This is a genomic window from Paenibacillus sp. FSL P2-0322, assembly GCF_037975315.1.
Lineage (GTDB): Bacteria > Bacillota > Bacilli > Paenibacillales > Paenibacillaceae > Paenibacillus > Paenibacillus polymyxa_B.
This window is the reverse complement of record NZ_CP150243.1, coordinates 4,216,775-4,240,935: the sequence shown is the minus strand read 5'-3', so window position 1 is coordinate 4,240,935 and position 24,161 is coordinate 4,216,775. Positions and strand designations below refer to the sequence as shown.

At 39.2% G+C, this 24,161-nt stretch carries 23 protein-coding genes and 1 pseudogene; 23 read left to right on the top strand and 1 reads right to left on the bottom strand.

Features of this window, described 5'->3' with window-relative positions:
• Positions 1-144 precede the first annotated feature (144 nt).
• The 8 genes from MKY24_RS18675 (at position 145) to MKY24_RS18640 (ending at position 9,709) form a co-directional block, all read left to right on the top strand.
• Positions 145-1,065, top strand: coding sequence for a hypothetical protein (locus MKY24_RS18675; protein ID WP_034095069.1), 921 nt, complete (start codon positions 145-147; stop codon positions 1,063-1,065).
• 221 nt (positions 1,066-1,286) lie between these two features.
• Positions 1,287-3,674 (top strand): polyprenyl synthetase family protein, encoded by a 2,388-nt coding sequence (locus tag MKY24_RS18670; RefSeq protein WP_339200595.1) that lies wholly within the window; start codon positions 1,287-1,289, stop codon positions 3,672-3,674.
• Positions 3,675-3,820: 146 nt separating this feature from the next.
• Complete coding sequence (locus MKY24_RS18665; protein WP_053325849.1) at positions 3,821-4,360, top strand: CueP family metal-binding protein; 540 nt, start codon at positions 3,821-3,823, stop codon at positions 4,358-4,360.
• 284 nt (positions 4,361-4,644) lie between these two features.
• Positions 4,645-6,708, top strand: a complete 2,064-nt coding sequence (locus tag MKY24_RS18660; RefSeq protein WP_339200592.1) for a methyl-accepting chemotaxis protein — start codon at positions 4,645-4,647, stop codon at positions 6,706-6,708.
• Positions 6,709-6,867: 159 nt separating this feature from the next.
• Positions 6,868-7,248, top strand: coding sequence for an immunity 22 family protein (locus MKY24_RS18655; protein WP_339200590.1), 381 nt, complete (start codon positions 6,868-6,870; stop codon positions 7,246-7,248).
• A gap of 362 nt (positions 7,249-7,610) precedes the next feature.
• Positions 7,611-7,739: a tyrosine-type recombinase/integrase gene (locus MKY24_RS18650; RefSeq protein WP_231517242.1), complete on the top strand. Its 129-nt coding sequence runs from the start codon at positions 7,611-7,613 to the stop codon at positions 7,737-7,739.
• Between the two features lie 221 nt (positions 7,740-7,960).
• Complete coding sequence (locus MKY24_RS18645) at positions 7,961-8,956, top strand: hypothetical protein (protein WP_028542321.1); 996 nt, start codon at positions 7,961-7,963, stop codon at positions 8,954-8,956.
• A 372-nt stretch (positions 8,957-9,328) separates the two neighbouring features.
• A complete protein-coding gene (locus MKY24_RS18640; protein WP_339200587.1) occupies positions 9,329-9,709 on the top strand; it encodes a hypothetical protein in 381 nt (126 codons plus the stop codon).
• Between the two features lie 157 nt (positions 9,710-9,866).
• On the opposite strand, the gene MKY24_RS18635 is transcribed toward MKY24_RS18640, so the two are convergent.
• Positions 9,867-10,154 (bottom strand): hypothetical protein, encoded by a 288-nt coding sequence (locus MKY24_RS18635; RefSeq protein ID WP_028542323.1) that lies wholly within the window; start codon positions 10,152-10,154, stop codon positions 9,867-9,869.
• Positions 10,155-10,325: 171 nt separating this feature from the next.
• Between MKY24_RS18635 and MKY24_RS18630 the strand changes: the two genes are divergently transcribed.
• The 15 genes and pseudogenes from MKY24_RS18630 to MKY24_RS18560 all read left to right on the top strand — a co-directional run bounded on the left by MKY24_RS18630 (position 10,326) and on the right by MKY24_RS18560 (position 24,143).
• A complete protein-coding gene (locus MKY24_RS18630; protein ID WP_010345194.1) occupies positions 10,326-10,529 on the top strand; it encodes a helix-turn-helix transcriptional regulator in 204 nt (67 codons plus the stop codon).
• Positions 10,530-10,756: 227 nt separating this feature from the next.
• Complete coding sequence (locus MKY24_RS18625) at positions 10,757-11,542, top strand: hypothetical protein (RefSeq protein ID WP_197032087.1); 786 nt, start codon at positions 10,757-10,759, stop codon at positions 11,540-11,542.
• A 189-nt stretch (positions 11,543-11,731) separates the two neighbouring features.
• The gene (locus tag MKY24_RS18620) at positions 11,732-12,886 is read left to right on the top strand and encodes a hypothetical protein (RefSeq protein ID WP_049828473.1); all 1,155 of its coding nucleotides are present in this window, start codon (positions 11,732-11,734) and stop codon (positions 12,884-12,886) included.
• A gap of 249 nt (positions 12,887-13,135) precedes the next feature.
• The gene (locus tag MKY24_RS18615) at positions 13,136-13,525 is read left to right on the top strand and encodes an HIT family protein (RefSeq protein WP_339200585.1); all 390 of its coding nucleotides are present in this window, start codon (positions 13,136-13,138) and stop codon (positions 13,523-13,525) included.
• Positions 13,526-13,685: 160 nt separating this feature from the next.
• Positions 13,686-14,447, top strand: coding sequence for an MFS transporter (locus MKY24_RS18610; RefSeq protein WP_143109577.1), 762 nt, complete (start codon positions 13,686-13,688; stop codon positions 14,445-14,447).
• Between the two features lie 194 nt (positions 14,448-14,641).
• Positions 14,642-15,201 (top strand): annotated as a pseudogene (locus tag MKY24_RS18605) (AAA family ATPase).
• A gap of 173 nt (positions 15,202-15,374) precedes the next feature.
• A complete protein-coding gene (locus MKY24_RS18600) occupies positions 15,375-15,731 on the top strand; it encodes an HIT domain-containing protein (protein WP_339200584.1) in 357 nt (118 codons plus the stop codon).
• Between the two features lie 837 nt (positions 15,732-16,568).
• Positions 16,569-17,711, top strand: a complete 1,143-nt coding sequence (locus MKY24_RS18595; protein WP_028542566.1) for an HNH endonuclease signature motif containing protein — start codon at positions 16,569-16,571, stop codon at positions 17,709-17,711.
• A 953-nt stretch (positions 17,712-18,664) separates the two neighbouring features.
• Positions 18,665-19,132: a DUF2691 family protein gene (locus MKY24_RS18590; protein ID WP_028542564.1), complete on the top strand. Its 468-nt coding sequence runs from the start codon at positions 18,665-18,667 to the stop codon at positions 19,130-19,132.
• Between the two features lie 198 nt (positions 19,133-19,330).
• Positions 19,331-19,702, top strand: a complete 372-nt coding sequence (locus MKY24_RS18585) for a hypothetical protein (protein WP_028542563.1) — start codon at positions 19,331-19,333, stop codon at positions 19,700-19,702.
• Between the two features lie 239 nt (positions 19,703-19,941).
• Positions 19,942-20,127: a hypothetical protein gene (locus MKY24_RS18580; RefSeq protein ID WP_272638600.1), complete on the top strand. Its 186-nt coding sequence runs from the start codon at positions 19,942-19,944 to the stop codon at positions 20,125-20,127.
• A gap of 50 nt (positions 20,128-20,177) precedes the next feature.
• Positions 20,178-20,354 (top strand): hypothetical protein, encoded by a 177-nt coding sequence (locus MKY24_RS18575; RefSeq protein ID WP_155990473.1) that lies wholly within the window; start codon positions 20,178-20,180, stop codon positions 20,352-20,354.
• Between the two features lie 140 nt (positions 20,355-20,494).
• Positions 20,495-21,535 (top strand): iron-siderophore ABC transporter substrate-binding protein, encoded by a 1,041-nt coding sequence (locus tag MKY24_RS18570; RefSeq protein ID WP_339200580.1) that lies wholly within the window; start codon positions 20,495-20,497, stop codon positions 21,533-21,535.
• 1 nt (position 21,536) lies between these two features.
• Entirely contained in the window at positions 21,537-22,313 is a 777-nt protein-coding gene (locus tag MKY24_RS18565; RefSeq protein WP_028542561.1) for a (2Fe-2S)-binding protein, read from the top strand.
• Between the two features lie 108 nt (positions 22,314-22,421).
• On the top strand, positions 22,422-24,143 hold the full coding sequence (locus MKY24_RS18560; protein ID WP_028542560.1) for a helix-turn-helix domain-containing protein: 1,722 nt from the start codon (positions 22,422-22,424) through the stop codon (positions 24,141-24,143).
• The last annotated feature ends 18 nt before the right edge of the window (positions 24,144-24,161 follow it).

The window sequence follows — 24,161 nt, the reverse complement described above, 5'->3', positions numbered from 1 at the left end:
TTTTCTTATGAAGCAGAGCCCAGCTTGTTTTTTTGTTTGCTATATCGCCATACTTCCGCCCTACTCAGCAACATGCCGTTATGACAAAATGAGTTCAATACAAATAACACTTCACTTTATTGACCCTTCAGAGGAGGAATTACCTTGTCACATCTATTTAAACGGCTTCATTCATTTGCTGATATTTCCAATGATATAAAAGGATTTGAGATCGTTTCGACCCAATTTGGCCCTGATGGGCGCGTGTATATTTTGCTGATTGATAAAGTCCCAGAACGAGTGCGGGGGATGTTCACGCCTGCCTCTCTTAAAGACAGACATACTTACAAGGTACTCATCCTAGACGATCACATCGAAGAAGTGTGTGTGGAGGGGCAGCAGTTCAACTATCATTATGTACAGCCTCTAAAAAATCATTTGTTACTCGTCGGAGCACGGTGCCATTATTATGGGCCTGGTCAATACGATCTAAATGGTAAAATCCTTGATTATGAAGGTCATACCGTCAATGAGATGTTGCTTGGAGACGGCATCCAGAGTGTTCAGGTAACAGAAGAAGGTACGATCTGGACCAGTTATTTTGACGAAGGTATATTTGGCAATTATGGTTGGGTTGAGCCTGTTGGGTCCTCCGGCCTTGTTGCCTGGAATGAAAAGGGAGATAAAATATATGAGAACCAAGCAGCAGCTATTGATGATTGCTATGCATTAAACGTAGTCAGCGAACAGGAAATCTGGTTTTATTACTATTCAGACTTTTCATTAGGACGTATTTCCGGTAGTGACCACACGAATATTACGTTTATGAATCCGAGGATTTCCGGCTGCTCCGGGGTGGCTACAGATGGATATCACTTTTTATTCGATGGCGGGTATGGAAAGAGTGGACAATATGTCCTGAAAAAGAATGTGAAGCCAGGTAGTTTGAGCAAAGGGCAAAACATCCGTTTTTTAAATGACGATCAAGAGTTTCTTCAGCCGCACGAACAGGATTTCAGAAAAAACCGCCTGCTGCTCCGTGAAGGTTCTCTGCTATATCAGGTGGCTGTTGAAGAGTTAGCATAAAAAACCACGGCAGACGTGGGTTTTTTTGTTGATTGAAAGTAATTTTGAGCCTATATTTTTGGTTTAAATTCATGGATATTGCCAAAGAGGGGGTATCGATAAGCAGCATGATAATTTCGTAACCTTACAGTTTTTTTTCCGTATAAAGATAAAAACATGATCCAAGTTCGTTCCCTCAGGGAGAAATGCAACCATGTTTAACAAAATGAGAAGTTGAGGTAATGCATTATATGAATGAAAAATTACAAGCCAATACAGGATATCAGCTGGCTGAGCGGAAGGCGATTCAGTATTTTGCATTACTGTATGATCAGGTCTTAGACAAATCTTATGTGACTACCCTGACAGAAGACATTCAAAAGTGGAAAAAAAATCATATTCATCATTCCTCATGGTTATCCTTTTTTTCACGGAGAAAGAGAAAACCTGATACTCGGGACTATAATAGATACATTCAATGGCTGAATTATACAGGCAAATTGGATGATTATCTGGACCGAAGTGTCTCCTATATTTATATGAGGGACCTAGGCAAAGCTCTGGATTCTCCTGACACACATACCCGGATTCAGCGTGTCATTGCAGACGTAAAAAAACACTTGATCCAATCCACCCGTGCAAACGGGGGAGACCAACCGGAATTTATGAATTTGGCCGGGGTGTATCGGTGGGCCCAGAGGGAAGGTATAGAAACCGCGATAATTTGGGTGATCAACAAACTTAGGTCCGTATCCTCCCATATTCCCAAGGAGATGGATGCCGAGCAAGCCCAGCGCAAACTGATTAAGATCATTATCGGGGTTATTCTGCATGTGATGGAAGAAATGGACGATACAGTGTTGCCTGTGGAACGTGCTCGCAGACTTGATGAAGCCATCAGGCTTGGGTACTCCTATGGTCTAACCTATCCTTTCATTGATGATCTTCTCGATTCTCAGGTTTTGACGGTTGAAGAAAAAGAACAATATTCCCGTATGATACGTGCCGCGCTTCTCAGTGGATCTGTGCCTGAGTTGGGCGATTGGACCGGAAATCATATGGAGTTGATTCAATACATACATTCGGAGCTCTCGGGTGCATTTGAGTATATTAAGGAACATCAGCGGCCAGACACACAGCAAACCTTTTTCGAGCAGTCCTATGTCTTTTTTCATTCTCAAGATATTGACCGTATTAAGGACCTAACGAGAGCTACTTATACCAATGAAGAGCTTTATATACCCGTTATTTTGAAGTCTTCCTCATCCCGATTGATTGTCCGTTCCGTGATTAGTGCTCCTGCGGATGAGGGGTTTGAGCAACGAACATTCTTTTATGGTATCTATAACCAGCTTGCTGATGATTTTGCGGATATGGTTGACGATATGAGAGACGGTGCGGTAACACCCTATACCTACTATTTAAAATATCATCATCAGAGATCGGATCTTATCAATCCCTTTGAATTATACTGGGCGGTTATTTCCTATTTGATCCATAACGTATATGACTCCGATGCCATGGCTCGTGAGGTGATACTGGATCGTGCAATGAATGGACTCAAACGTTATAAAGAACGTGTAGGTATTGAAAAGTATGATGAAACGATGGAGATCTTTGCATCCGGAAATCCGGAATTTAATAATCTCATTCAGAAGATGGTACAAAAAGCGGATGATGTAGATTTCTTAGATAAGCTGCTTCGGGATCAGATGATTACCCATCTGAAAAACGATGCGAGGGAAAAGGAAGACTTTTTCAATACGGTCAAAATGGTCCGTGAGCAGATTAACAACCAATTGGAAATTACCAAGCCTCAAGGGATTCCGGTCATGAAAGAACAGCTTATTGAGGCTGCAAATTACAGTCTCGAAGGGGACGGGAAGCGGATACGGCCTATATTGACTTGGGTCATGGGCGTGAACGAATATGGATTAGATGCATCGGCAATCGTGCCTCTTCTGAGATCACTGGAGTATATGCATACCGCATCCCTGATCTTTGATGATCTTCCTTCCCAGGATAATGCGTCTACCCGTAGAGGGCGTCAGACCTTGCATCAGGTGCACAATAGCGCCACCGCGGAACTAACCGGTCTGTATCTGATCCAGAAGGCGATTGGGGAACAATCGTCACTTGACCAGTTCAATGCTGAAACGGTGCTTGCTTTGATACAATACTCGGCCCAGAAAGCAGAAGATATGTGTATGGGGCAAGCGATGGATCTGGATTCCAAAGGAAAGGCACTGACCTTGGAGCAGCTGAATATGGTGTGCTTTTACAAAACAGGAGTGGCGTTTGAGGCTTGTCTGGTTATGCCAGCCATGCTTGCACAGGTCAAGGAGTCGGAAATTGCTGCTTTGAAGAAATTTGCCTATCATATGGGGATTGCTTTTCAGATTAAAGATGATTTGCTTGATGTGGAAGGAGATATGCTCTTACTCGGAAAACCTGTTGGCCAAGATTCTGATAATAACAATTCGAATTTCGTGTCCATCCTTGGTCTTGAAGGTGCCAGTCAAGAGATGTGGGAACACTATTGCCTCGCGATGGAAGCATTGGAAGAAATCCCACGTAATATTGCTTTTCTGAAGCACTTAATACATTATGTCGTGAACAGGGACCGTTAAAAACGAGTGTACCCCAATGCTCCACAAGAGTAATGGGGTATTTTTACGTTGAATGTGAATATCTGGTGACTTCAGCACCCCATTTTGCCCATTATGGTGCATTCTCCCTTATAATAATACAAAATAGACGAGGAGATGAACTCCAGATGAAAAAAGGAATCTTGGTCGCTTCAGGGTTGGTTGTTGCCGCATTGGGGACGTACCTAATTGCAGGAAATATTCAGAGAGAAGGAGCGGAAAAGCTCGGGACAACAGATATCAAGCAATTGGTGCATGATATAAGTGCAGGCAAGGCAACAGCCCAGTCCGCTTCCATTAATTCCAGTCAGTTGATTGTCACAGGGGACGATACTCAGACCATGAATTATGATTTGCCTGACAACGAGTTTTTTGTTTCGATTGCACCATATGTGGAACAGACCCACCCTTGTGCAACTCATAGTCTAACGGGCTGCCAAGGCGAAATAAAAAACGGAGCGTTCAATGTGACCGTTCACGACTCCGAAGGGAAAGTCATCATGGAGAATGCCGCCATGAAATCACAATCCAATGGTTTTATTGATCTATGGCTACCGAGGGATAAAACATACCGCATTAGCGTGAATCATGAAGGTAAAACGGCTGAAACTGAATTCTCTACATATGAGAAAAACGATACGTGTATCACAACGATGCAGTTGGGTTAACGACGGAGGATGAGGGTTGAGCTTACGGATCGCTGAAACGCTCTAAATCCGCAAAACTCTGCGTTCTCATATACAGCTTTTAGTAAAGAGCCTACGTCTGACGGAGGCTCTTTGTGCTGTCCTAATCTTTTGCTGGAGTTACCGAACAGGTTGGGAGGGAATCTATGAGGAATCAGATAGCGAAACTTTAAATTGTGTATACTAAAAACCTATTAAAACAACTGCAAACTTCCGACATATTATCTAAGAGCTTTTCGCTCAATATTCCTCGGGGAGATGGCAGCATGTCACAAAATATTAAGAAGCGCGTAGTTAGATCATCCAGCATCGCCAACACATTGGCCATGGTCTTGTTAGTCATTATCGTTGTCGTCTTTGCAACCTTGGGGACGTTCATGTTTGCAAGCACGCAAAGCATACTTGTCAAGCAGCAAGAGGCCATGCTCCAGACCAAGACGCAGGCCGTTGTCACTCAATTCGATGCGTTGTTTAAGGAAAAGGGATCGCTTGTCAAACAAATGTCAACGAACAATCTTTTTAAGCAATATTTAGAAACCACCCCATCGGCAGAAATGGTGAAAACTTCTCCTTATGCTGCGGAAACAGTAGCGACTCTGGCAGCCATTGTAAAGGCAGAGCCATCTTTTGCCGACGCCTGGATTGCAGGAATATCTGGTAAAGGCTTCTTTCTTCAGAATGATGGTGTTGCTTCTAAACCGGATTTTGATATCCATACACGCCCATACTTCAAGCCAGCTGTTGAAGCAGACGGTTTATACTACTCAGAACCCTATAAGGACGTCAATTCGGGTAATGTGCTCATGGGCATTTTCTATCCGATTAAAGATAGCAGTAACCAATTAATCGGATTTGCTGCAGTTGATATTGCTTTCAAAGACATCCCTGCCGTTATGCAAAGCTATTCGCTTGGAAGCACAGGTTATTCGATTCTTGCGTCCAAAACAGGTGATATTTTGTATCACCCCGATCAAAATAAAGTGCTGAAAGAAAAGATTAACGAAAGCACAGGTGATCTTGGGGAGATTGGAAAGAAAATGATTGCTGGTGAGTCCGGAGTACAGCTAATTAATGATAATGGCGAACGTCGTTATATCGGGTATGCAACCAGTAAAGATACGGGGTGGTCTGTAGGCTTAACCATTTCTGAAGAAGAGGTGCTCTCAGAATTAAAAGCGTTTACCTGGATTACCATTGGCGGTTTTGCGGCAGCCACCATCCTGCTCGTTGTGATTTGTTATATAACGCTCCGTTATCTGTTGAGATCCATACCGAAGCTGCTTGCAAAAATCAAGCTGATTGAAAATGGAGATTTGACCGTTCAGTTTGATACGCATTCCAACAACGAAATCGGACAAATTTCTCAAGGAATTTACAATATGGTTCAAAAAATTCAAGGCATGCTCCAAATGGTGGGTGGCTCAGCTCAAGTGTTGAATCAGTCTTCTCATGATTTGCAATCCATTTCTTCCAGAACCGCGATTACGATGAACGATACTGCGACAGCAATTAATGAAATTGCCAATGCAACGAACTACCAATCTATTGAAACGGATAACATTTTACAAAAAACCGGAGCATTATCCGGCCAAATTGACGAAATTGCCAATGATGCCAAAGCCATCGAAACAATGGTGCAAATCTCTGCTGAACAAAGCGGACAGGGGCTTGCTGTAGTAGATCAGTTATCCAGATGGGCGGAAGAAAATCACAATTCCACACAAGCGATGTCGTCTATTATTCAAGATATTGATCTGAGCCGTCATGAGATTTCCAGCATCGTCGATACGGTCAACCAAATTGCAACGCAGACCAACCTGCTGGCGCTCAATGCTTCCATTGAAGCTGCACGTGCAGGAGAACAGGGCAAAGGGTTTGCTGTTGTTGCCGGGGAGGTTCGCAAGCTGGCTGAGCAGACTGCACTGGCGACACAGGAAATCTACAAGAAGGTACGTGTGATTGAAGAAAAAACCAGCGTATCGGTCGAGCATACGGTTCATGGTCTGAAAATTGCAGAAGAAAATGCGAGATCGGTAGAGGACACGAAGCAAGTGTTCTTTAGCATCAACAAGGATTTGGAAGATTTGAAATTACGAATGATCCAGATCAGCACGAACACCTCCAAAGTCCACAAGCACAAAGATGAGATTTTGCAAGCGCTGGAGATCATCTCTTCCACCACTGAAGAGAATTCCGCTTCAACCGAAGAGGTCAGCGCCAGCACGCAGGAACAATTGGAAAGCTTCGGACAGGTTGCTGAACTATCCAAACAATTAAACCAATTGTCCAATAAGCTTCAAGACGAATTAAAACAGTTCAAGGTCGAGTAACAAGCCTACTAGGCATGATTTTGACCAAATATACAGCAAAGCCCGCGTTCAGCGTGGGCTTTTTAGCTTCAACGGCTGTTGAGGGGTAGAGGGCATGGTAGTTGGTGCGGGATAGAGATAGAACATACGTATAAATTGAAATATTAGCGGGGGGAAGATATGAATTGCTTTGAAAAAAATATGGTGTCCGTCTGGTACGGTCACTTTGCCTCTGAAGATGAGTTGTTTGAATATGTTGAGATCAAATACCCGGAAGATGAGAATGAGGATGTTTTTAGCGGTTTTTTGAATGACCATGCAGTAGATGATTTTGACGAAGATTTTGCTGAAGGAGTCTTTCTGATGGATGGGGCAGATGATGGTATAAAAGATGTTTCCTACGTTGATTCTTTTTTATCTCCATTATTAAATGGCTTGAGTAAAATAGATGGTAAATATAATTCGTTGTTCTTTATATATGATTGTAATACAAGCGGTTTATCTGAAAAAAATGGCGATAAAATGCGCTTTTTAACGGCTTATCCTTATACAAGAGATTAGCGTTACACTATTCCACTGTTTTCGGAGCCTTATTTTAAGTAATTATGATAATGAAAATTGAACTTAAAGGATCAATAATTTGATCCGAAAGAATCAGGGACTTAAGGTAAATTTCCATCTTAAGGCCCTTTTTTTGTGCAAAATTAGATTTCCAAATTTTTGAACGGCTGATATACTAAGGAGACAAGTGAGATGAAGATAAACCTACTCTATCGGGATGAAGCAGGAAGGTTCGGCAAACGCTGCTCTCCAAAGTGGCCTTTGCGGTGGCCGAGCAGTACATAAGGGTTGGACAGCTAGAAGACTGACTATTTCCAGGGCAGAGAGAAGGCTGCCACCTGACGGAACGTTCAGCGCAGAAAGTGTTTGAAAAAGCGCTGGTTGAAGCGGACATTCGCAAACAGGTGAGTATCCATTCGCTAAGGCATTGCTTTGCGACCCACTTACTGGAGAATAGGATCGATCTTCACTATATATTCAGGAACTGCTAGGGCATCAGAGTGTGCGAACGAGGAGCGGTATACACATGTGAGCAGACGGGACATTGGGGGGAATCAAAGTCCGTTGGACCGGATGAGCGGGCTGGAGGATAGAAACGCAGAAAGTGCGAGAATAAGGGGAAAAGTGCAGGATTCATAAAGTTCGTAAATAGGACGTTATATGACATAACCCGAATAATTAGAAGTTCTATTACTCTTGTGGGGGAATTTACATGAAGCTAAAAGATTTAATTGATGAGTTCATTCAAGCAAAGCAAAATGAACAATCAAGGAATGTCGTTGGATATTATAAGGATTTAGGTGTATTTCATGATTTTCTTGAAAGTAAAGATGTAACAGAAAAAAATATTAACGAATATTTAAGGGGAATTTCAACTGATATAATAATTGATTGTATTAATTATTATATCACGAAGAACAACGTAACATCTGTGTCAACTGTTCAGAGGTTTGTTTCAGCGGTAAAGGAATTTTTTGTATACATAATGACTGTAGGGCATGTTAAGAATGAGCCTCTGTTAAAGGCTATTGGTTTACCTGCGCATAAAATTGATTCATTTAGGTATTCAATAAATAAAGCAGTTTCTGATCACCCAATCCTTAAAGAATCTGGGAAGTCAAGCCGATTCACTGAAGAAGAGATTATAGATTTAATTAATGAATGTAATAGCGTCATACAGGATGTATCAAGGTATGCAGAATCTGATTCGATTAGTTTTAATAAACTATTGTCTGCAATAATTTATAAGTTAACTATATTTACTGGAATTGCATATAGAGAAATTATTGATTTACCTAGAACCTCGTATAAAGAGAATATTGGGATAATAACAATTAACGAATTTTCTATACATCTTCCAGAGCAACTTGTAGGACAACTTAATGAATATATTTATATACGTGACAGTAAGTCAATTTCCACGAAATTATTAATACAATTTGATGGGAGCGATTTACCAGAAAAAACAAGCTCAAGAGTAACTTTATTGAAGGAAATAACAGGGAGAGGTGGACTTACAGGAATTATAAAATATGCAATTACCGAGATGCTTAAGATTGATGTGAATCCTAAAGTAATTATGAATTTTACAGGAGTAAAAGACAAAATTATTGAGCACTGCATTGAAACCATATATTCAGAGTCACTAGGAACAAGTAGGTATCTAGATTCAAAGATTAGAAGTTTGAAGATTTATGAAATAATATAGCATGCTTTCGAGGAAGTGGCCTATACCATATAACATAATTTTCAAGCTGCGGCTCCTAATGGAGCCTTGGTCTACAAGATGGATTTCGGGGAGGGATTTCAGCAGACAACCCCTTTGGGGTTCATGAATACGAGAATGTTATACGAAATTCTTGTAAAAGGAGACAAACAATTGAACTATCACTTAAAACGATCTATTTATTCCTTTATATCTAAGATTATTCTAATGATTATAGTTTCATATTTGGGAAAAACTTTTTTTCCTGATGTATCAAAATTTATGTTTTCATTTTATTTTTGGTTAATTTATTCGATCATAATAATTGGTATATGTTATAAGGATTATAAAGAAATTATTGAGTTTTCTAGACACATGAACTTGATTTATAAAACTAAAAAAGAAAAATTATCTTATGCAAGGTTAGAGATGTATGCAGTGTGGTCAGGGACTTTTGTTGAAATAACTAAAACAAAATTAGATCTGTTAAAAACGTTCTCACCCATACCCATTATAATATTTATCTTAGGTCTTTATACAAATAATAACTCCAGCATTAATAACAAAATCAATCTTTTTTCGACAGAATTGTTACTTGGTGACTTGTTAATGTATCTGGGTATCGGTATCCCAGTATTTTACGTTTACTATATTTATTCAACATTTTCAGCCTATAAAAAACACTTGAGAACAATGATGGATTATAAGGCTGAAGCAATTGTTGCGAACGAGGAAACTAAGGAGGTCAGTAAATAATTCAGTGACGACAAGTACTCCGCATAACATTCCATTCACGCACCGTTAATATGTTCCTTGATCTGCCGAAAAATCGTGGCAGATAACTCCTGACGGAGTTCGTGAATGGGCAAAACTTTATATGACAGAATCAAAATGAAAAAGAGCCTGAAGGCTCTCAATCTAAAGATATATGTAATTCGTTATGCAGATGAAGAGCGTCCTTAAAACCTTGCAAATAAATTTCACGTTCTAAAATAGCTTGAACAGAAAGCTCAGCATCATCGTAAAGGAATAGGATCTTCTGTATATTCTCCGGTACTCCTTCATGTAACTGCTTGAAGTAGAGATTCCGTTCGGATGAGAACTGGTTGTAGCTGGAGTTGTTTTTGATAAGCTCGCCATATAAAGATTCAATTCGAGTCTGAATCAGTGAATCAAGTAAGACTTCCAAAGAATTATGCATTCTGAACACCATCCAATTCATTTGACTTTATGAATTAAAGTTTAACTTATTAAATATAATTTTAACATGTAAAACAATTAAGTCAATACATGTTGAAGATGTTTTTGATAAAGAAAATATACTTTCATATAATTAAAGAAAAATTCACTTGATGTGTGAAAGGAATATCAGATGATTAGTTATAAACCTTTTCAAAAATTATTGATCGACAGGGAGATTAAGAAGCAGGATTTATTGAAAATGACAGGTATTTCGTCTGCTACAATGGCGAAACTCAATACGAACGAATATGTGTCATTAGAAGTGATTGATAAATTATGTGCGGCTTTAGGTTGTCAGCCAGGAGATTTATTGGAACATATAGCAGAACAATGACTGATTATAATCAAGAATGACTGTTGGTTAATCGAAGAAGTGATTCCGTCATATAACATAGTATTCAAGCAGCGGCTCCTTTCGGAGCCTTGGTCTGCGAGAAGGATTTCAGGGAAGCATTTCAGCAGACAACCCTTCGGGGTTCATGAATACAGGAACGTTAGGTGAAATCATCGTGAAAGGAAAAGGTGAAGATATTGTCAGACAATAATATTAATACACGAATAATGGATTGGTTAAATTCTCAGGGCTATCCATTAGAGATGAGTGTGGCAGAAGTTTTACTGAACTTAAAATTTAATGTTATTCAATCGGAGTATTTTATTGATGATGAGTCAACTCAACAAAGAGAGATAGATATAGTTGCAAGTCTTCAAAAAGAGATTGGTAATAAACTTGTTAGAATAAGCCTGATAATTGAATGCAAAGTATCGAAAGATAAACCATGGATAATATTTACCTCAGAGAATACAAGATTAGCTCCTCCAGCTAGAATAGCTCAAAGAGCTGGCTCAAGAATTGGAAATATTGTATTGAGAAACTTAGCACATAAAAAAGAAATTCAAGACCTTAATCTATTTAGCTTACCAGAACGCCCCGGTTATGGACTTACACAAGCTTTTACAAACGGGAATGATGTTGCATATAATTCATGTGTTTCGGTTTCTAAAGCAACTAGAGCTATATCAAAAAGTGTAGATTCAAGAAAGAATGATAGATATGTAAGTATCTGTTTGCCTGTAATAGTGATCGACGGTAAACTATTTGAAACTTATTTAAATGAAAGTAATGAGATGTCTGTAATTGAGGTTTCTAAAGGAGTTATGGTATGGAGAAACCCAATTGTTGGGATGCCGCATACTGTAATAAACGTGATTACTAAGGAAGCAATAGATGAGTATTTTTCAAGTGTAAAAACAGACATTATTAAGATCATCGATTTTATAACAAACGATCCATCAATAATTTCTAATGAACCTCAGGTAACTCTTAGAACCGATGACATCACCTAACATTACATTCCTACAACGTCGCGTCCTCGGTCGCCAAGAGGGATTTCGGAGAAGTTAATTCTGGCGACACATTCAATCGGCTAAGTCTAACGACCCGTTCCCTATGGTCACTTAAGCCGCTTGAACGTCAGGAATGTGCGAACGTTAGATGAAACATCTGTAAACCTAAAGGATAGTGAGGTTGATCTTTTGAATTATACCATTTTTTATTCTTGGCAATCTGATTTACCCAATAATACAAATCGCTCCTTTATTGAAGATGTGATCAAAAAGGCAATAAAAAGAAGTAAAAACACTGGATATTCGATTTATTTCGATTATGACCGAGATACTCTCGGTGTAACTGGTTCTCCGGACATTAGTGAAACAATATTTAATAAAATCGATAAGACAGATATTTTTATATGTGACGTATCAATAATTAATCAAGACTACGGTGGCAGAAAGACACCTAATCCTAATGTGTTATTAGAATTAGGTTATGCAGCGAAGGTATTAGGATGGGAAAAAATAATATGTCTCTTTAATAAGAAATTTGGAAATGTACGAGATGTTCCATTTGATCTAAATCACAAGCGTATATTATTTTACGACTCAGATGAATTAGATGAAAAAGAGAGAGTATCAAAAATAATTTATCAAAGTATTTCTGAAATACATTCAAAGGGCATATTGTTTAATCCCATAAAGGATCACATTAAAGGAAAAATAGATTTCTGTTTGCTTGAAATACTAAAGCATATGACTTCATTCGTGTTTGGGACTGTTTCAATGTCTGAATCATTAGCTAGAGTGACTGAACTTCTAAATTTAACCGAATCAACATTAAATGAGAAGCTACAAGAAGATAAAGAGATACTTGGTTTCTTTGTATATAATAATCTGAATGATGTAAGTGAAAAGTTAGATGATCTTTACACTGTGATTACTACCTCCAATACTTATCCAGTTGAATGGGCTATAACAATTTTAAAATTTAGAGATTGGATAAGGAGTTATAGGTGGAGCATTTCACCGAGGAGTAACTTGAATATATTTCAAGACGTTAAGAAAATAGATGATAAGTATGATGTGATTTCCGCATCTAAAATGAACTCTTTAAACCCAATTAATTCATATATTCTTGCAAAGAAAGATGCTGAGGGAAAGTTTAGGGTAGTCAACAAAGCGATAATAAACATTGGTCAGAAAGAACCTCTTTTATCTTTTCATAATATAAATTTCGATTCGAGGAATAAACTTTCGAAACGAATTTGGGATGTTATAACAATCAGTAATGAGTGGCTAGATAAGAATGGTAGTGAGATTGTCTTGGATCCTGATTACTATCATATTGGAGGTTAATGAGAGTAGATTCAAAGATGTCAGATGCATCATCTAACAACATATCTACGCTGCAGGCGTTGCCCTTGGTTCGCAAGAAGTAATAGTGCTGGGAAGTTGAATCAGCTCACAACCCTGCGAGGCTAAGTCCGTCGGACCCGGCGCGATGCGCCTTAAGCCTCTCGGGTTCGTAGATACAGGAACGTTAGGTGAAATATTCGAAGTGCGTTGAAAAGCATTTATAACCTTATTAACTTAAAGGAGATAGAAATGGAGAATTGCGAATACTGCAATATTATCTTAGAACACCAAAAAGTTTTAATAGAGAATGATCACTGCAAATACTTACAACTATTAAAACCTGAAATAGAAGGATCCGGAATAATAATACCTAAAGAACATCGAGAAACCGTATTTGATTTGAGTGAGGAAGAGTGGAATTCCACACTCTCATTATTAAAAGAAATAAAAGTAATTCTTGATAGAGATATAAAGCCTGATGGTTATAACGTGGGTTGGAACTGTGGGTCAGTTGGAGGACAACATGTATTTCATGCTCATATGCATGTCATACCTAGATTTTCAGATGAACCTTTTGCAGGAAAGGGAATTAGAAACTGGTTTAAGAGCCAAGAAAATAAACGAATAAGTGACAAATAAACTGTTTGATAATACAGGAAGACGAATAAATCGCCTAACATCGCATTTCTACTGCGGGGCGTTCGCCCCTTGGTCACCGGAGGTATCTCGAAGAAGAAGATTCAGGTGACACATTGATTTCCCTAAGATAAGAGCTATCTAAGGGAAGTCAACGTCAGGAATGCCCAAACGTTATAGGAAATCAGCGCTAAAAACTAAAAAATTAAAATACAGAAAATATTATTTAGGAGACAACAAAAATATGAACAATAAGTTTGTTATTGCTCTAGTCTGTGTCATTACTTTTTTAGCAATATTTCCATTCTTCATTAATGTATCATTTATGGGATGGAGGACATCAATTACATTTGGAAGTACTGAATCTTGGATAGGATTTTTTGCAAGTTATTTTGGAGCGATTTTCGGTGGAGTAATCGGCGGGTTATTTACATATCTTGGTGTAAGACAAACAATTAACACACAAACGAAGCAAAAATATATTGATGAGTTCCCTGAGAAGATTAAACTTCTGACGGATGTTCTTTTTAAACTTAAAGGTCAGCGTGATTCTTTTAATAATAACGAATACTTTATTAAAGGTTTAGCACAGTATGAACGCCCGTCAGAGTATTTTGATTTAATGTCAAGTACAATCAGTTCGGCTGCAGAATCAGGAAATAAAATTGACGGCGCTCTTTATGAAAAAATGAAAGAAATCAGAGAACGAAAAGACAACTGTATTCTTAAATCAGCTAACCATCCATTAATTTCACTCGTAATTGCTGATGATGAGTTTGGAACAAACGCCAGAGTATCTTTAGAATCAATTAATTTTAGACGACAAGTGCAGGCTGAAATAACTCAAATAATTAATGATCTTATATCAATTTTTGAAGATCAACTGATTAAAATGGAACAGAAATTCAAGCAATATATAAAGTAATTAGTTTGAAGCTGTTCGAAGAAGGCGCTGACATCCTATAACATAATATTCACGCATCGTGCTACGCCCTCGGTCCCAGAAGTTGATTCAAGGAAGCTGTTGCTGTGGACACACTCGACTTCGTCGAGCGTCGTGAATACAGGAACGTTATACGAAAGATCAATAGAGTGAAATTTTTGATGGAGGTTATTTAAATGAAGTTGGTTATAATCTTTGGCCCCCAAGCAGTGGGGAAGATGACAGTAGGGCAATGTTTAGAAGCAACAACAGATTTAAAACTATTCCATAATCACATGTCTATTGATTTTGTGTCTCTATTTTTTGATTACGGCACACCTGCCGGAAAGCGTCTGGTTAGTCTAATCAGGCAAGAGATTTTTGAAGAAGTGTCCAAAAGTGAACTGGAAGGACTCATATTTACGTTTGTATGGGCATTTGATCTTCAAAGTGATTGGAACTACATTGAGCAGGTTTCAAACCTATTTGAATCGAGAGGAGGAACCGTGTACTTGGTTGAACTAGAGGCCGACTTGGAAGAACGAAAAAAACGAAATACGACTGAGAATAGATTGATACATAACCAACTAAACGAAATGTGGAGTGGTCGGAGGCTGAGTTGATTGAAACTCATGAAAAACATAGGTTGAATTCATTACCCGGAGAGATTACTAAACAAAATTATATAAGGATTAACAACAGTGGGTTGGAAGCAAATCAGGTAGCTGAAATGATAAAAGAAAGATTTAAGTTTTAAGGTAGAGAGTCTATCAAAGAGAAATGATCCTTCGTATAACATAATATTCATGCTACGGCTCCCAAGGGAGCCTTGGTCTGCGGATGGATTTCAGGGAGGAATTCCAGCAGACACACCCAGCATATGCTGGGCGTCACGAATACAGGAACGTTAGGTGAAATATTCGAAGTGCGTTGAAAAACATTTATAACCTTATTAACTTAAAGGAGATAGAAATGGAGAATTGCGAATACTGCAATATTACCTTAGAACACCAAAAAGTTTTAATAGAGAATGATCACTGCAAATACTTACAACTATTAAAACCTGAAATAGAAGGATCCGGAATAATAATACCTAAAGAACATCGAGAAACCGTATTTGATTTGAGTGAGGAAGAGTGGAATTCTACACTCTCATTATTAAAAGAAATAAAAGTAATTCTTGATAGAGATATAAAGCCTGATGGTTATAACGTGGGTTGGAACTGTGGGTCAGTTGGAGGACAACATGTATTTCATGCTCATATGCATGTCATACCTAGATTTTAGATGAACCTTTTGCAGGAAAGGGAATTAGAAACTGGTTTAAGAGCCAAGAAAATAAACGAATAAGTGACAAATAAACTGTTTGATAATACAGGAAGACGAATAAATCGCCTAACATCGCATTTCTACTGCGGGACGTTCGCCCCTTGGTCACCGGAGGTATCTCGAAGAAGAAGATTCAGGTGACACATTGATTTCCCTAAGATAAGAGCTATCTAAGGGAAGTCAACGTCAGGAATGCCCAAACGTTATATGCAACCTGAAAGACTGGGAAATCATAGGTGAAGAATAAGATAACGAAGCGCCGAGTTCCCTATCGACGTTTTTGGTTTAGGGTAAAAGTATTTGAAAAATCAAAGGAATTTACAGATCTAAGAACGATTAAAGCACGGGGCCAAGAGTTGAAATAGGAAGCACGGTGTCGCTTCCGATCAGACGAATGAAGAAAGGGAATTTGGAAAGCATTTCAAACCGAAGGGGATTTGAAAAAGATGGAGGAAGAGCTAAAAAATCATTGGTGAAAGACAGAAAGAAAGCATAGAATTGAAGAAGGGGAAGATCGAATAAGATTAAGAGGATTTGGAAGGACATAGGCATTATCTAACATAATATTCACGCTGCGGGCATAAGCCCTTAGTCTAGCATTCGCTAGACACTCGACATGTATCTACGCCTTTGGTCCGACAGACGCCGGACACTCAGCATGCGATAAGTTGTGAATACAGGAATGTTATAGGATATTATTTTCTCATCTGAAGGTTTTGTTTAACTTTATGAAAACAATTAAATGTTGATATTCAAAATAAATGAGTAATAAACTAGCTGGAGGCGAAGTAGATTATGGGCAGAAAAATTAGTGATCACGTTCAAAGAATGTTGTATGCCGAATCAATGGGGCGGTGTATGAACCCTGATTGTAAGGTTGAGTTGTTTAGAGATAATGGAGACATAATTGAGAAAGCGCATTTAACGCCCTTCTGCGATTCAGAAGATAACTCATTCGAAAATTTAGTAGTCCTGTGTCCAAATTGTCATACTGATTTTGACAAGAATTCTGCATTCACGAAAGTTCACGTGACAATGTGGAAACAGAATAGAAAAGAAGAATTTGATAGATTTTTTGGTGAAAAATTTAGTGCATTTGATGAACTCAGAAGTAGAGTGGCTCCATTACTGAAAGAAAATAAAGTAATTTTTGAAAACTACTATATTGGTGATAAAAAAGAACTTTGGAACGTGTTTGAAGGTAAGATTTTAGCAAATAATAATATGTTAAAGAAGTTGCTTGAGCAAAATCGAAATTTAATTCAAAGGCATAGCGATGAAAGTTACTCAAATTTAGCGATAATTGACACATTTCTTGTTCATATAGCCGAATTTGAATCAACTAGACCTACTGTTGAAAAACATAGACAGGTTCTGTTCCCAGAAGAGATAAACTCTTTGTTTGGAATAGAACCCGTCGATCAGTCACTATTACCCTCAGTTGAGTCGTTAGAAATATTGATAAATAAGCTACAAAGGCAAGGTGAATTCGTAGGGATAGTTTTAGGCACTGATAATCCATACATAGAGCTTCTCGAAGATGGTAATGTGGTTAAATTGTATTTAAATGATACACCTAGACTAAGACAATTCTATTTTGACTATGGTTGTTTTCGGGGAGCGAAAGTTCGATTGGACAGTTTAAACTTTGCTTATAAATTTATAAAAACTAGAGGTGTTATGTTTGAGTTTAATGATTACACTAATTTGAGAGAGGTTATAGTGAAAGGGAAAAAAATGATCTTCATTTATAATTACTGTCTCAGTAAAGTAGACCTAATGAAACTAACTCCATCTGAAAATAGCATTCTAGTAAATCTACACAATTGGAATGGTAAGGGATGTATATCGAGTGAAGCTTATGCTTTGGCTGACGAAATGGCTGTCACATTATTAACAATGGATAAATTTTATGTATACGTTAATAGACTTAAATAAGATTTATAAAATTTACTATAGTTTTGTTCAACATCAGTCCTTGTTTGATTCATTTTCAAATGTATACTTATTTGGCTCGATATTATCTTTGAATAAGATTCTAAACGATGTTGATATTTTATTAGTATACGATGAATTAACAAATAAGGTTTTATATGATTCTGAGGAAATAAGTTCTATTATGTATGAATATAGTGGAATTCAGATTGATATGACTATATTGAGCCAAAATGAATTCGAAGAAACGGATTTTTTGTGTAAGCTAAGAGGTAAATATTTGAAAATTAAATAAAGTGAAATATGCTTCGATTGTATGCATTTGTATATTAAACGAAACAAACATCCTATAACACGACAATTTACTACATTCCTTCCGATTCACAGCTGTTACGAAGCAAGTACTGCGCCACTTTTTTTGCTGTGGCATAAAAAGGAAGGAACGTCGGGAACTGCGGAAACGTTCTATGTAACCTGAAAAACTGGGAACCCATGAGGGAAAGAATAAGATTGCAAAGCGCCGAGTTCCCTATCGGCGTTTTTTGTTTAAGATTAAAAACATTTAAAAAATCAGAACGATTTACAGAGATAAGAACGATTAAGGCATGAAGTCCAGATTTGAAATAGGAAGCACGGAGTCGTTTCCGATCAGACGAATGAAGAAAGGGAGTTTGGAAAGCATTTTAAACCAAAGGAAATTTGAAAAAGATTGAGGAAGAGCTAAACAATCGAGGAAGAACTAAAAAATCATTGGAGAAAGACAGAAAGAAAGCATAGAATTAAAGAAGGAAAAGATCAAATAAGATTAAGAGAAATTGGAAGAGCACAGGCAGCATATAACATAATATTCACGCTGCGAGCATTCGCTTTTGGTCCGACATGCGTCGGACACTCAGCATACGCTGAGTCGTGAATACGGGAACGTTATCAGAAATCAGCGTGAAGTGGGTGAATAAATGAATAGAGGCATAAGTTTTGAAATTCCAAATTCTTATGGAAGCCATCTTGGAGAGATTTTAAAGCCAATAGATATAACTACTTTCAGTTGGTTTATTGGTGGAGAAGAGTCATATTTTATTGTTGATGATACTTTAGGGGGTAATCTCTTTCCAGACATGGTTACTGGAATGGATGGAGAAGATCTTAAAAAGATTATTGATTACAACAAGTACTACTTAATATTTGCGAATTTAAAGGCGTATCCAAAAGGAGCAAATATAATAGATGTAATGTCATATGAAGAATATATTGCGAGTGAGTGTCAGATTATTCTTCTTGTGATTGATAGTGTGTACATAACAGTTTACTGCAAAGACCTTGAAAAACTTGAGGACTTATATGATCACATAAAGAGAAAGGGATATAAATCTCTGGAATATATAACTGATGAAAATGATACAAGGACAAGACTATCAGTTTGGTGATTAAAAACAAAAAATGATTGTTGTAAGTAATTCAAGGAAGACGCTGAAATATGATAACATAATATTCAAGCTGCGGCTCTAATGGAGCCTTGGTCTGCGGTGAATTTCGGAGAGGCATTTCAGCAGACAACCCCGTTGGGGTTCATGAATATAGAAACGTTATGTGCAATTATTGAAAAGATCATGGAGGGGCAATGTATGAAAAAGAAAGAATATAAAGATAGATTAATTGAATTACTTAATGAAGGAATTGAAGAACTAACAACAGACCAAGTAATCCACAAAACGAAATTGTTGATTTTTGAATATGAGAAAAAACAAGCGTATAGTACAGAAAATAAGGGGAGATCTTGGACAGATGAAGAGTTAAGAGTAGTATTATCATTTGCCGCAACTAAAGAAAACATACTGAAGTTGGCCAAAGGATTTAAACGTAGCTACGGGAGTATTGAACAAATTTTTAGATGGGCTGTAACCACCGATGAAGAGATTATAAATAAGGGTAGAGAAGATGATAGTTTTATAAAACAGATTAGAAGATTGTATAAAGAGATGGGTTGGAAGGCGTAAAATAGAATGTAAATCATTGGAGTGATAACTACACATAACATAATATTCAAGCAGCGGCTCCTTTGGAGCCTGGGTCTGTGAGAAGGGTGTCGGAGAGGAATTTCAGCAGACACCCCCTAACGGGTTCATAAATACAAGAACGTTATAGGAAATACTTGATAAAAGGAGAAAGCAAAATGTTATAGAAATATCTGCGGATGAAAGGGTATTAAAGATAGATGTTTCATCGAAAATGGCTTATGAATCCAAAGGAACATTTTATGAGTTTCCACATTCAGAATTTAATGAAGAGTACCCACAAATTTATCATACAAACCTTTGTTGTAGTTTCAATGGAACAAATGGATATGGAATGTACATTGACGCAAGAGGTAGAAATCAATGAAAAGAAAAATATTCTTTTGAAGAAAATGAAGATCAAATAGTTGTTGCTAGATTAGAAATAACGGAACTCCCAAATGAATGGAAAGAAAAAATGGGAGATTCTTGGTTTTGTTGGCTTGATACATTAGACGATGATTATGCAGTAATTAGTAAAAGAGCTGATAGAATTGTAAATGAAGATATATATGGAGAAGCTTTCGAATACGGGAGTTTATATTCCATACTCGGACATTTACAAATTGCAATTGTATATTTGCAGAAAAATTAAAAGCTGGGTAAGCGGTTTACATGTCGCATTAGTCCGGCTGAAATGTCGCAAAAGTACATGGTAACGCGATGTGGAGATATATTATACTCGCCTTATATTTCGATAATGAAAATCATTATCATACATAAGGAGGATTCACCATGAATAAAGGAACAAAGAGGCAAGCTGCCGGAAGCATGGCACATGGTGACCATAAATCACGATTTTTAATGGGCTGGATGCTGGCCCTTGTTCTTGTACTGACGGCTTGCGGTGCCGGAGCAGGTACAAATGGCGGCAATGAGTCTGCTACAACTCCAACGGGCACGCCTTCGAATGGAGCGTCTCAGACTGCCGGAGCCTTCCCGGTTACGATCTCGCATATGAAGGGTCAGTATACGCTTAACGAGAAACCAAAGAAAATTGCTGTGCTTGATGTCAAATTTCTGGATCAATTGCTAGCCGTTGGCGAGCAGCCGGCAGGCAGTGTTATCGCTGAAGGCAATAGCACATTTCCAGAATATTTAGGGGATAAGCCGGGTGACGTACGGGTTTTAGGTACACGGGACAAGCCCAACCTGGAAGCGATTGTAGCATTGGACCCGGATCTTATTTTAATGACTGATTTTCAAGAGAAAGAGTATGAGAATGTAAGCAAAATAGCACCCACAATCGTACTTGACTTCTACGAGGATTGGCGAGATACGTTAGCTACAGTGGCTGCGATCACAGGTAAGCAGGCAGAGGCAGAAACTGTGCGTAAGGCTTATGAGGACAAAATTGCAGGACTGAAGGAGAAGCTGTCGGAGAAGTTGGGAGAGGAAACGGTAGCACTTATTCGTCCGAGAAAAGAAGGCATTCGTGTTCATGGTCTTGAGCATCGAACAGGCGGCATTCTGTATGAGGATTTGGGCTTAAAAATGCCTGCATTAGTCCAGAAGATCAAAGATGATACCTCCGTTGAAATCTCGATGGAGAAAGTTCCTGAGATTGGAGCAGATCATTATTTTGTTCTGTCTGATGAGTTGTTTGCGGCAGAGGCAGAGGCTTTGGATAGCAGTTCAGTATGGAAATCCCTTGATGCAGTCAAAAATAACCGTGCATATGATGTTAATTCTACACTTTGGATCGCTTATTATGGCCCACTTGCAATTAATATTATTGTAGATCAGGCATCGGAAGCACTGTTGGGATCGAATTAAAATGGACCATTATCTATCGACTGACTTATGGCAGCAAACGGCGGATGAACACTCGATTCGGCTTGGTGAGCCGTCTGAAGATAATGTCCGTATTATTGCTTTGAGTCAACTACATGAAGAAGCTGCATGCCGAGAGTATTTAAGCTGGCTTCAAGAGTATATTGGTGCGCCTGACATGAGAGTAGCTGCTTCGATGTTAGCTAAGCGAATCGGCTACCTGTGGATTGCTCCGTTGCTGACCGCGATGACCGTTCATCATCAGCATGTTTCTTTTCGGCTAGACAACAGCTTTCTCTATCATCCGACGCTCACAGCTAACGAGGGGGGGACGCATTTTCCTTTTCTAGCTATGAACGGGCTTCGGGCAGAAGCACTAACTGGAGACAGGGAAGTGTGGCGGGAAAAGGTGGTAAAGGAGATGTTTGCGTTACACCTTACACCGCTGTTAAAGACGCTTGCTGCGATTGCTCCTCTTTCGATGAGTATCCTTTGGGAGAATATCATGATACGCATTGTCCCATTATATACTCCTGAAGTAGACAATGCTGAGCAAGGAAGTCAGCACATCCAGGCAGATTTTTCATATCTGACGCAAGGAGCGCCCGGGCATTTGTTCGGTGTAAAAAGAAATCCGTTCACCCGGTTCACAAAAAATAAGGACAGCATTCCAGCCGTGAAAAGCAAGCGTACCACCTGTTGTTTTTATTACCAGATGTCAGGGGAATATTGCAGAAAATGTCCGAAAATTGACAATGAGAATAAATCTCAATTAAAATGACAACAGCAACAATTTTACTTTGCTAACAGGCCTGGTTGTAGTTAATTGGTTAAGTCCAGTCATGAGAGTCACTCTAGCAAAGGATGCTATTGTCAGGAGATGAGAGAAATGCCGCTACAAGAACAGACAAGTCTATGGAGTGATACAACGATCAAGATGCTTGACGAGTATAGCGGTACTTTGCAGACAGGCAGTGTTCTTCGCGAAACGGAATTAACCTCGAATGTGTTGTTGCTGGCATACGGAGGGGAAGGAGAGCTTGCAATGAATGGTGAGGTTTGCCACATTGGAGCTTTTTTTGCTGGTCATGTTGTTAAGGGGACATCCTTAACGCTGACGGCCAGATCAGACGACATTTATTATATCGTGATCATGTACAAGGCTTCTTCTATGGAGGGAGCCTCTCTTGTTTTGCCTTCATATCGAAAACATCCGTTGCGCACTTCATTTGTGCAAAATTCGGTAACCCAAGCAGAATGGATCGAGAATGCAGAAAAAATCGTTGCCAAATGGCGTCGTGGCGAAGGGATGGAACGTTTTCATGCCAATGCGTTGCTTCAGGGTATGATCTACGAACTGATCATGGATTACGAACGTGGTCAGGGAGGAGAAGCGTCTGACATGGTGGATGTTGTCGCTTCATATATAGCGTCGCATTATCGCCAGAATCTGGAGCTTAAAGAGCTGGCAGCCCTTGCTGGATGCAGCTTAAGACAGCTGCAGCGACGATTTAAACAAGAGAAGCAGCTCGGACTGACTGAGTATGTCATTCAGTTGCGCATGGAGAGTGCATCGCGGATGCTGCGTCACACGGATGCTCCCATCGGTGAAATTGCTGACAGAATGGGCTATCGCGACATGTATTATTTCAGTAGGGCGTTTAAGAAATATTATGGCGTCCCTCCGCTGCGTTATAGGCTTGATGCCGCTTCGAAAACAGATATAGACTATGCTCATTCCTTGCAGCGGAACCGCACAGCTTCTTCATATGAGTCGGCCCAAGGCTCGGTGATATGCCATATGCGAGGGGAATACTATGTTATCGGATCTCCGAAGCGTATCGCTGTACTCGATGTGCAATATGCCGATCATTTGCTTGCGCTGGGGCTCTCTCCAGCAGGTAGTGTAGGACTAGGCAATGCAGTGTTACATTTCCCTCAAACGATCAGGGCAGGACTTCAGAATACTGAATTACTCGGAACATATGAGTACCCCGACCTGCTTGCAGTGGAACGACTGTCTCCGGATCTAATTATTTGCACCGAGGTACATGAGTCGCACTATGAACAGTTAAGCCGGATCGCTCCAGTTCTCATGTTTAAGCGCAATGAAAACTGGCAGACTATTCTGACTCTGTTCGGTGAACTGACAGGCAAACGAGAAGAGGCAAAGCGTATTATAGCGGATTATCACCGACGAACCACATTGCTGTCCGAAGAACTTGCTCCCGTTCTGGCAGGCAAGAGCGTGGCACTGATCCGTCCGCTGGATTCTCTGGTTCGCGTGCATTCTGCCTCTCATCGTACAGGGGCTGTGCTGTACCATGATCTAGGTCTGCCTGTTCCGTTATTTGTGGCAGATACCTCCGACACGGCCTATCACATCTCAGTTGACAGACTACCAGCTGTACATGCTAGCCATTACTTCTTGCTTAGCCATGAACTCATGCAGGAGGGAATATCCGCGACAGAGCAACGTGTCTGGGGAATGCTTGATACCGTTGAGCGCCAGCACATACACTCGGTCGATGCCGCGACATGGATCGGCTGTTATGGACCCACAGGCATCAATGGCATTGTGGATCAGATCGCTCAGGCTTTGTTGGCTTGATGGGAGAAGAAGTTGCTA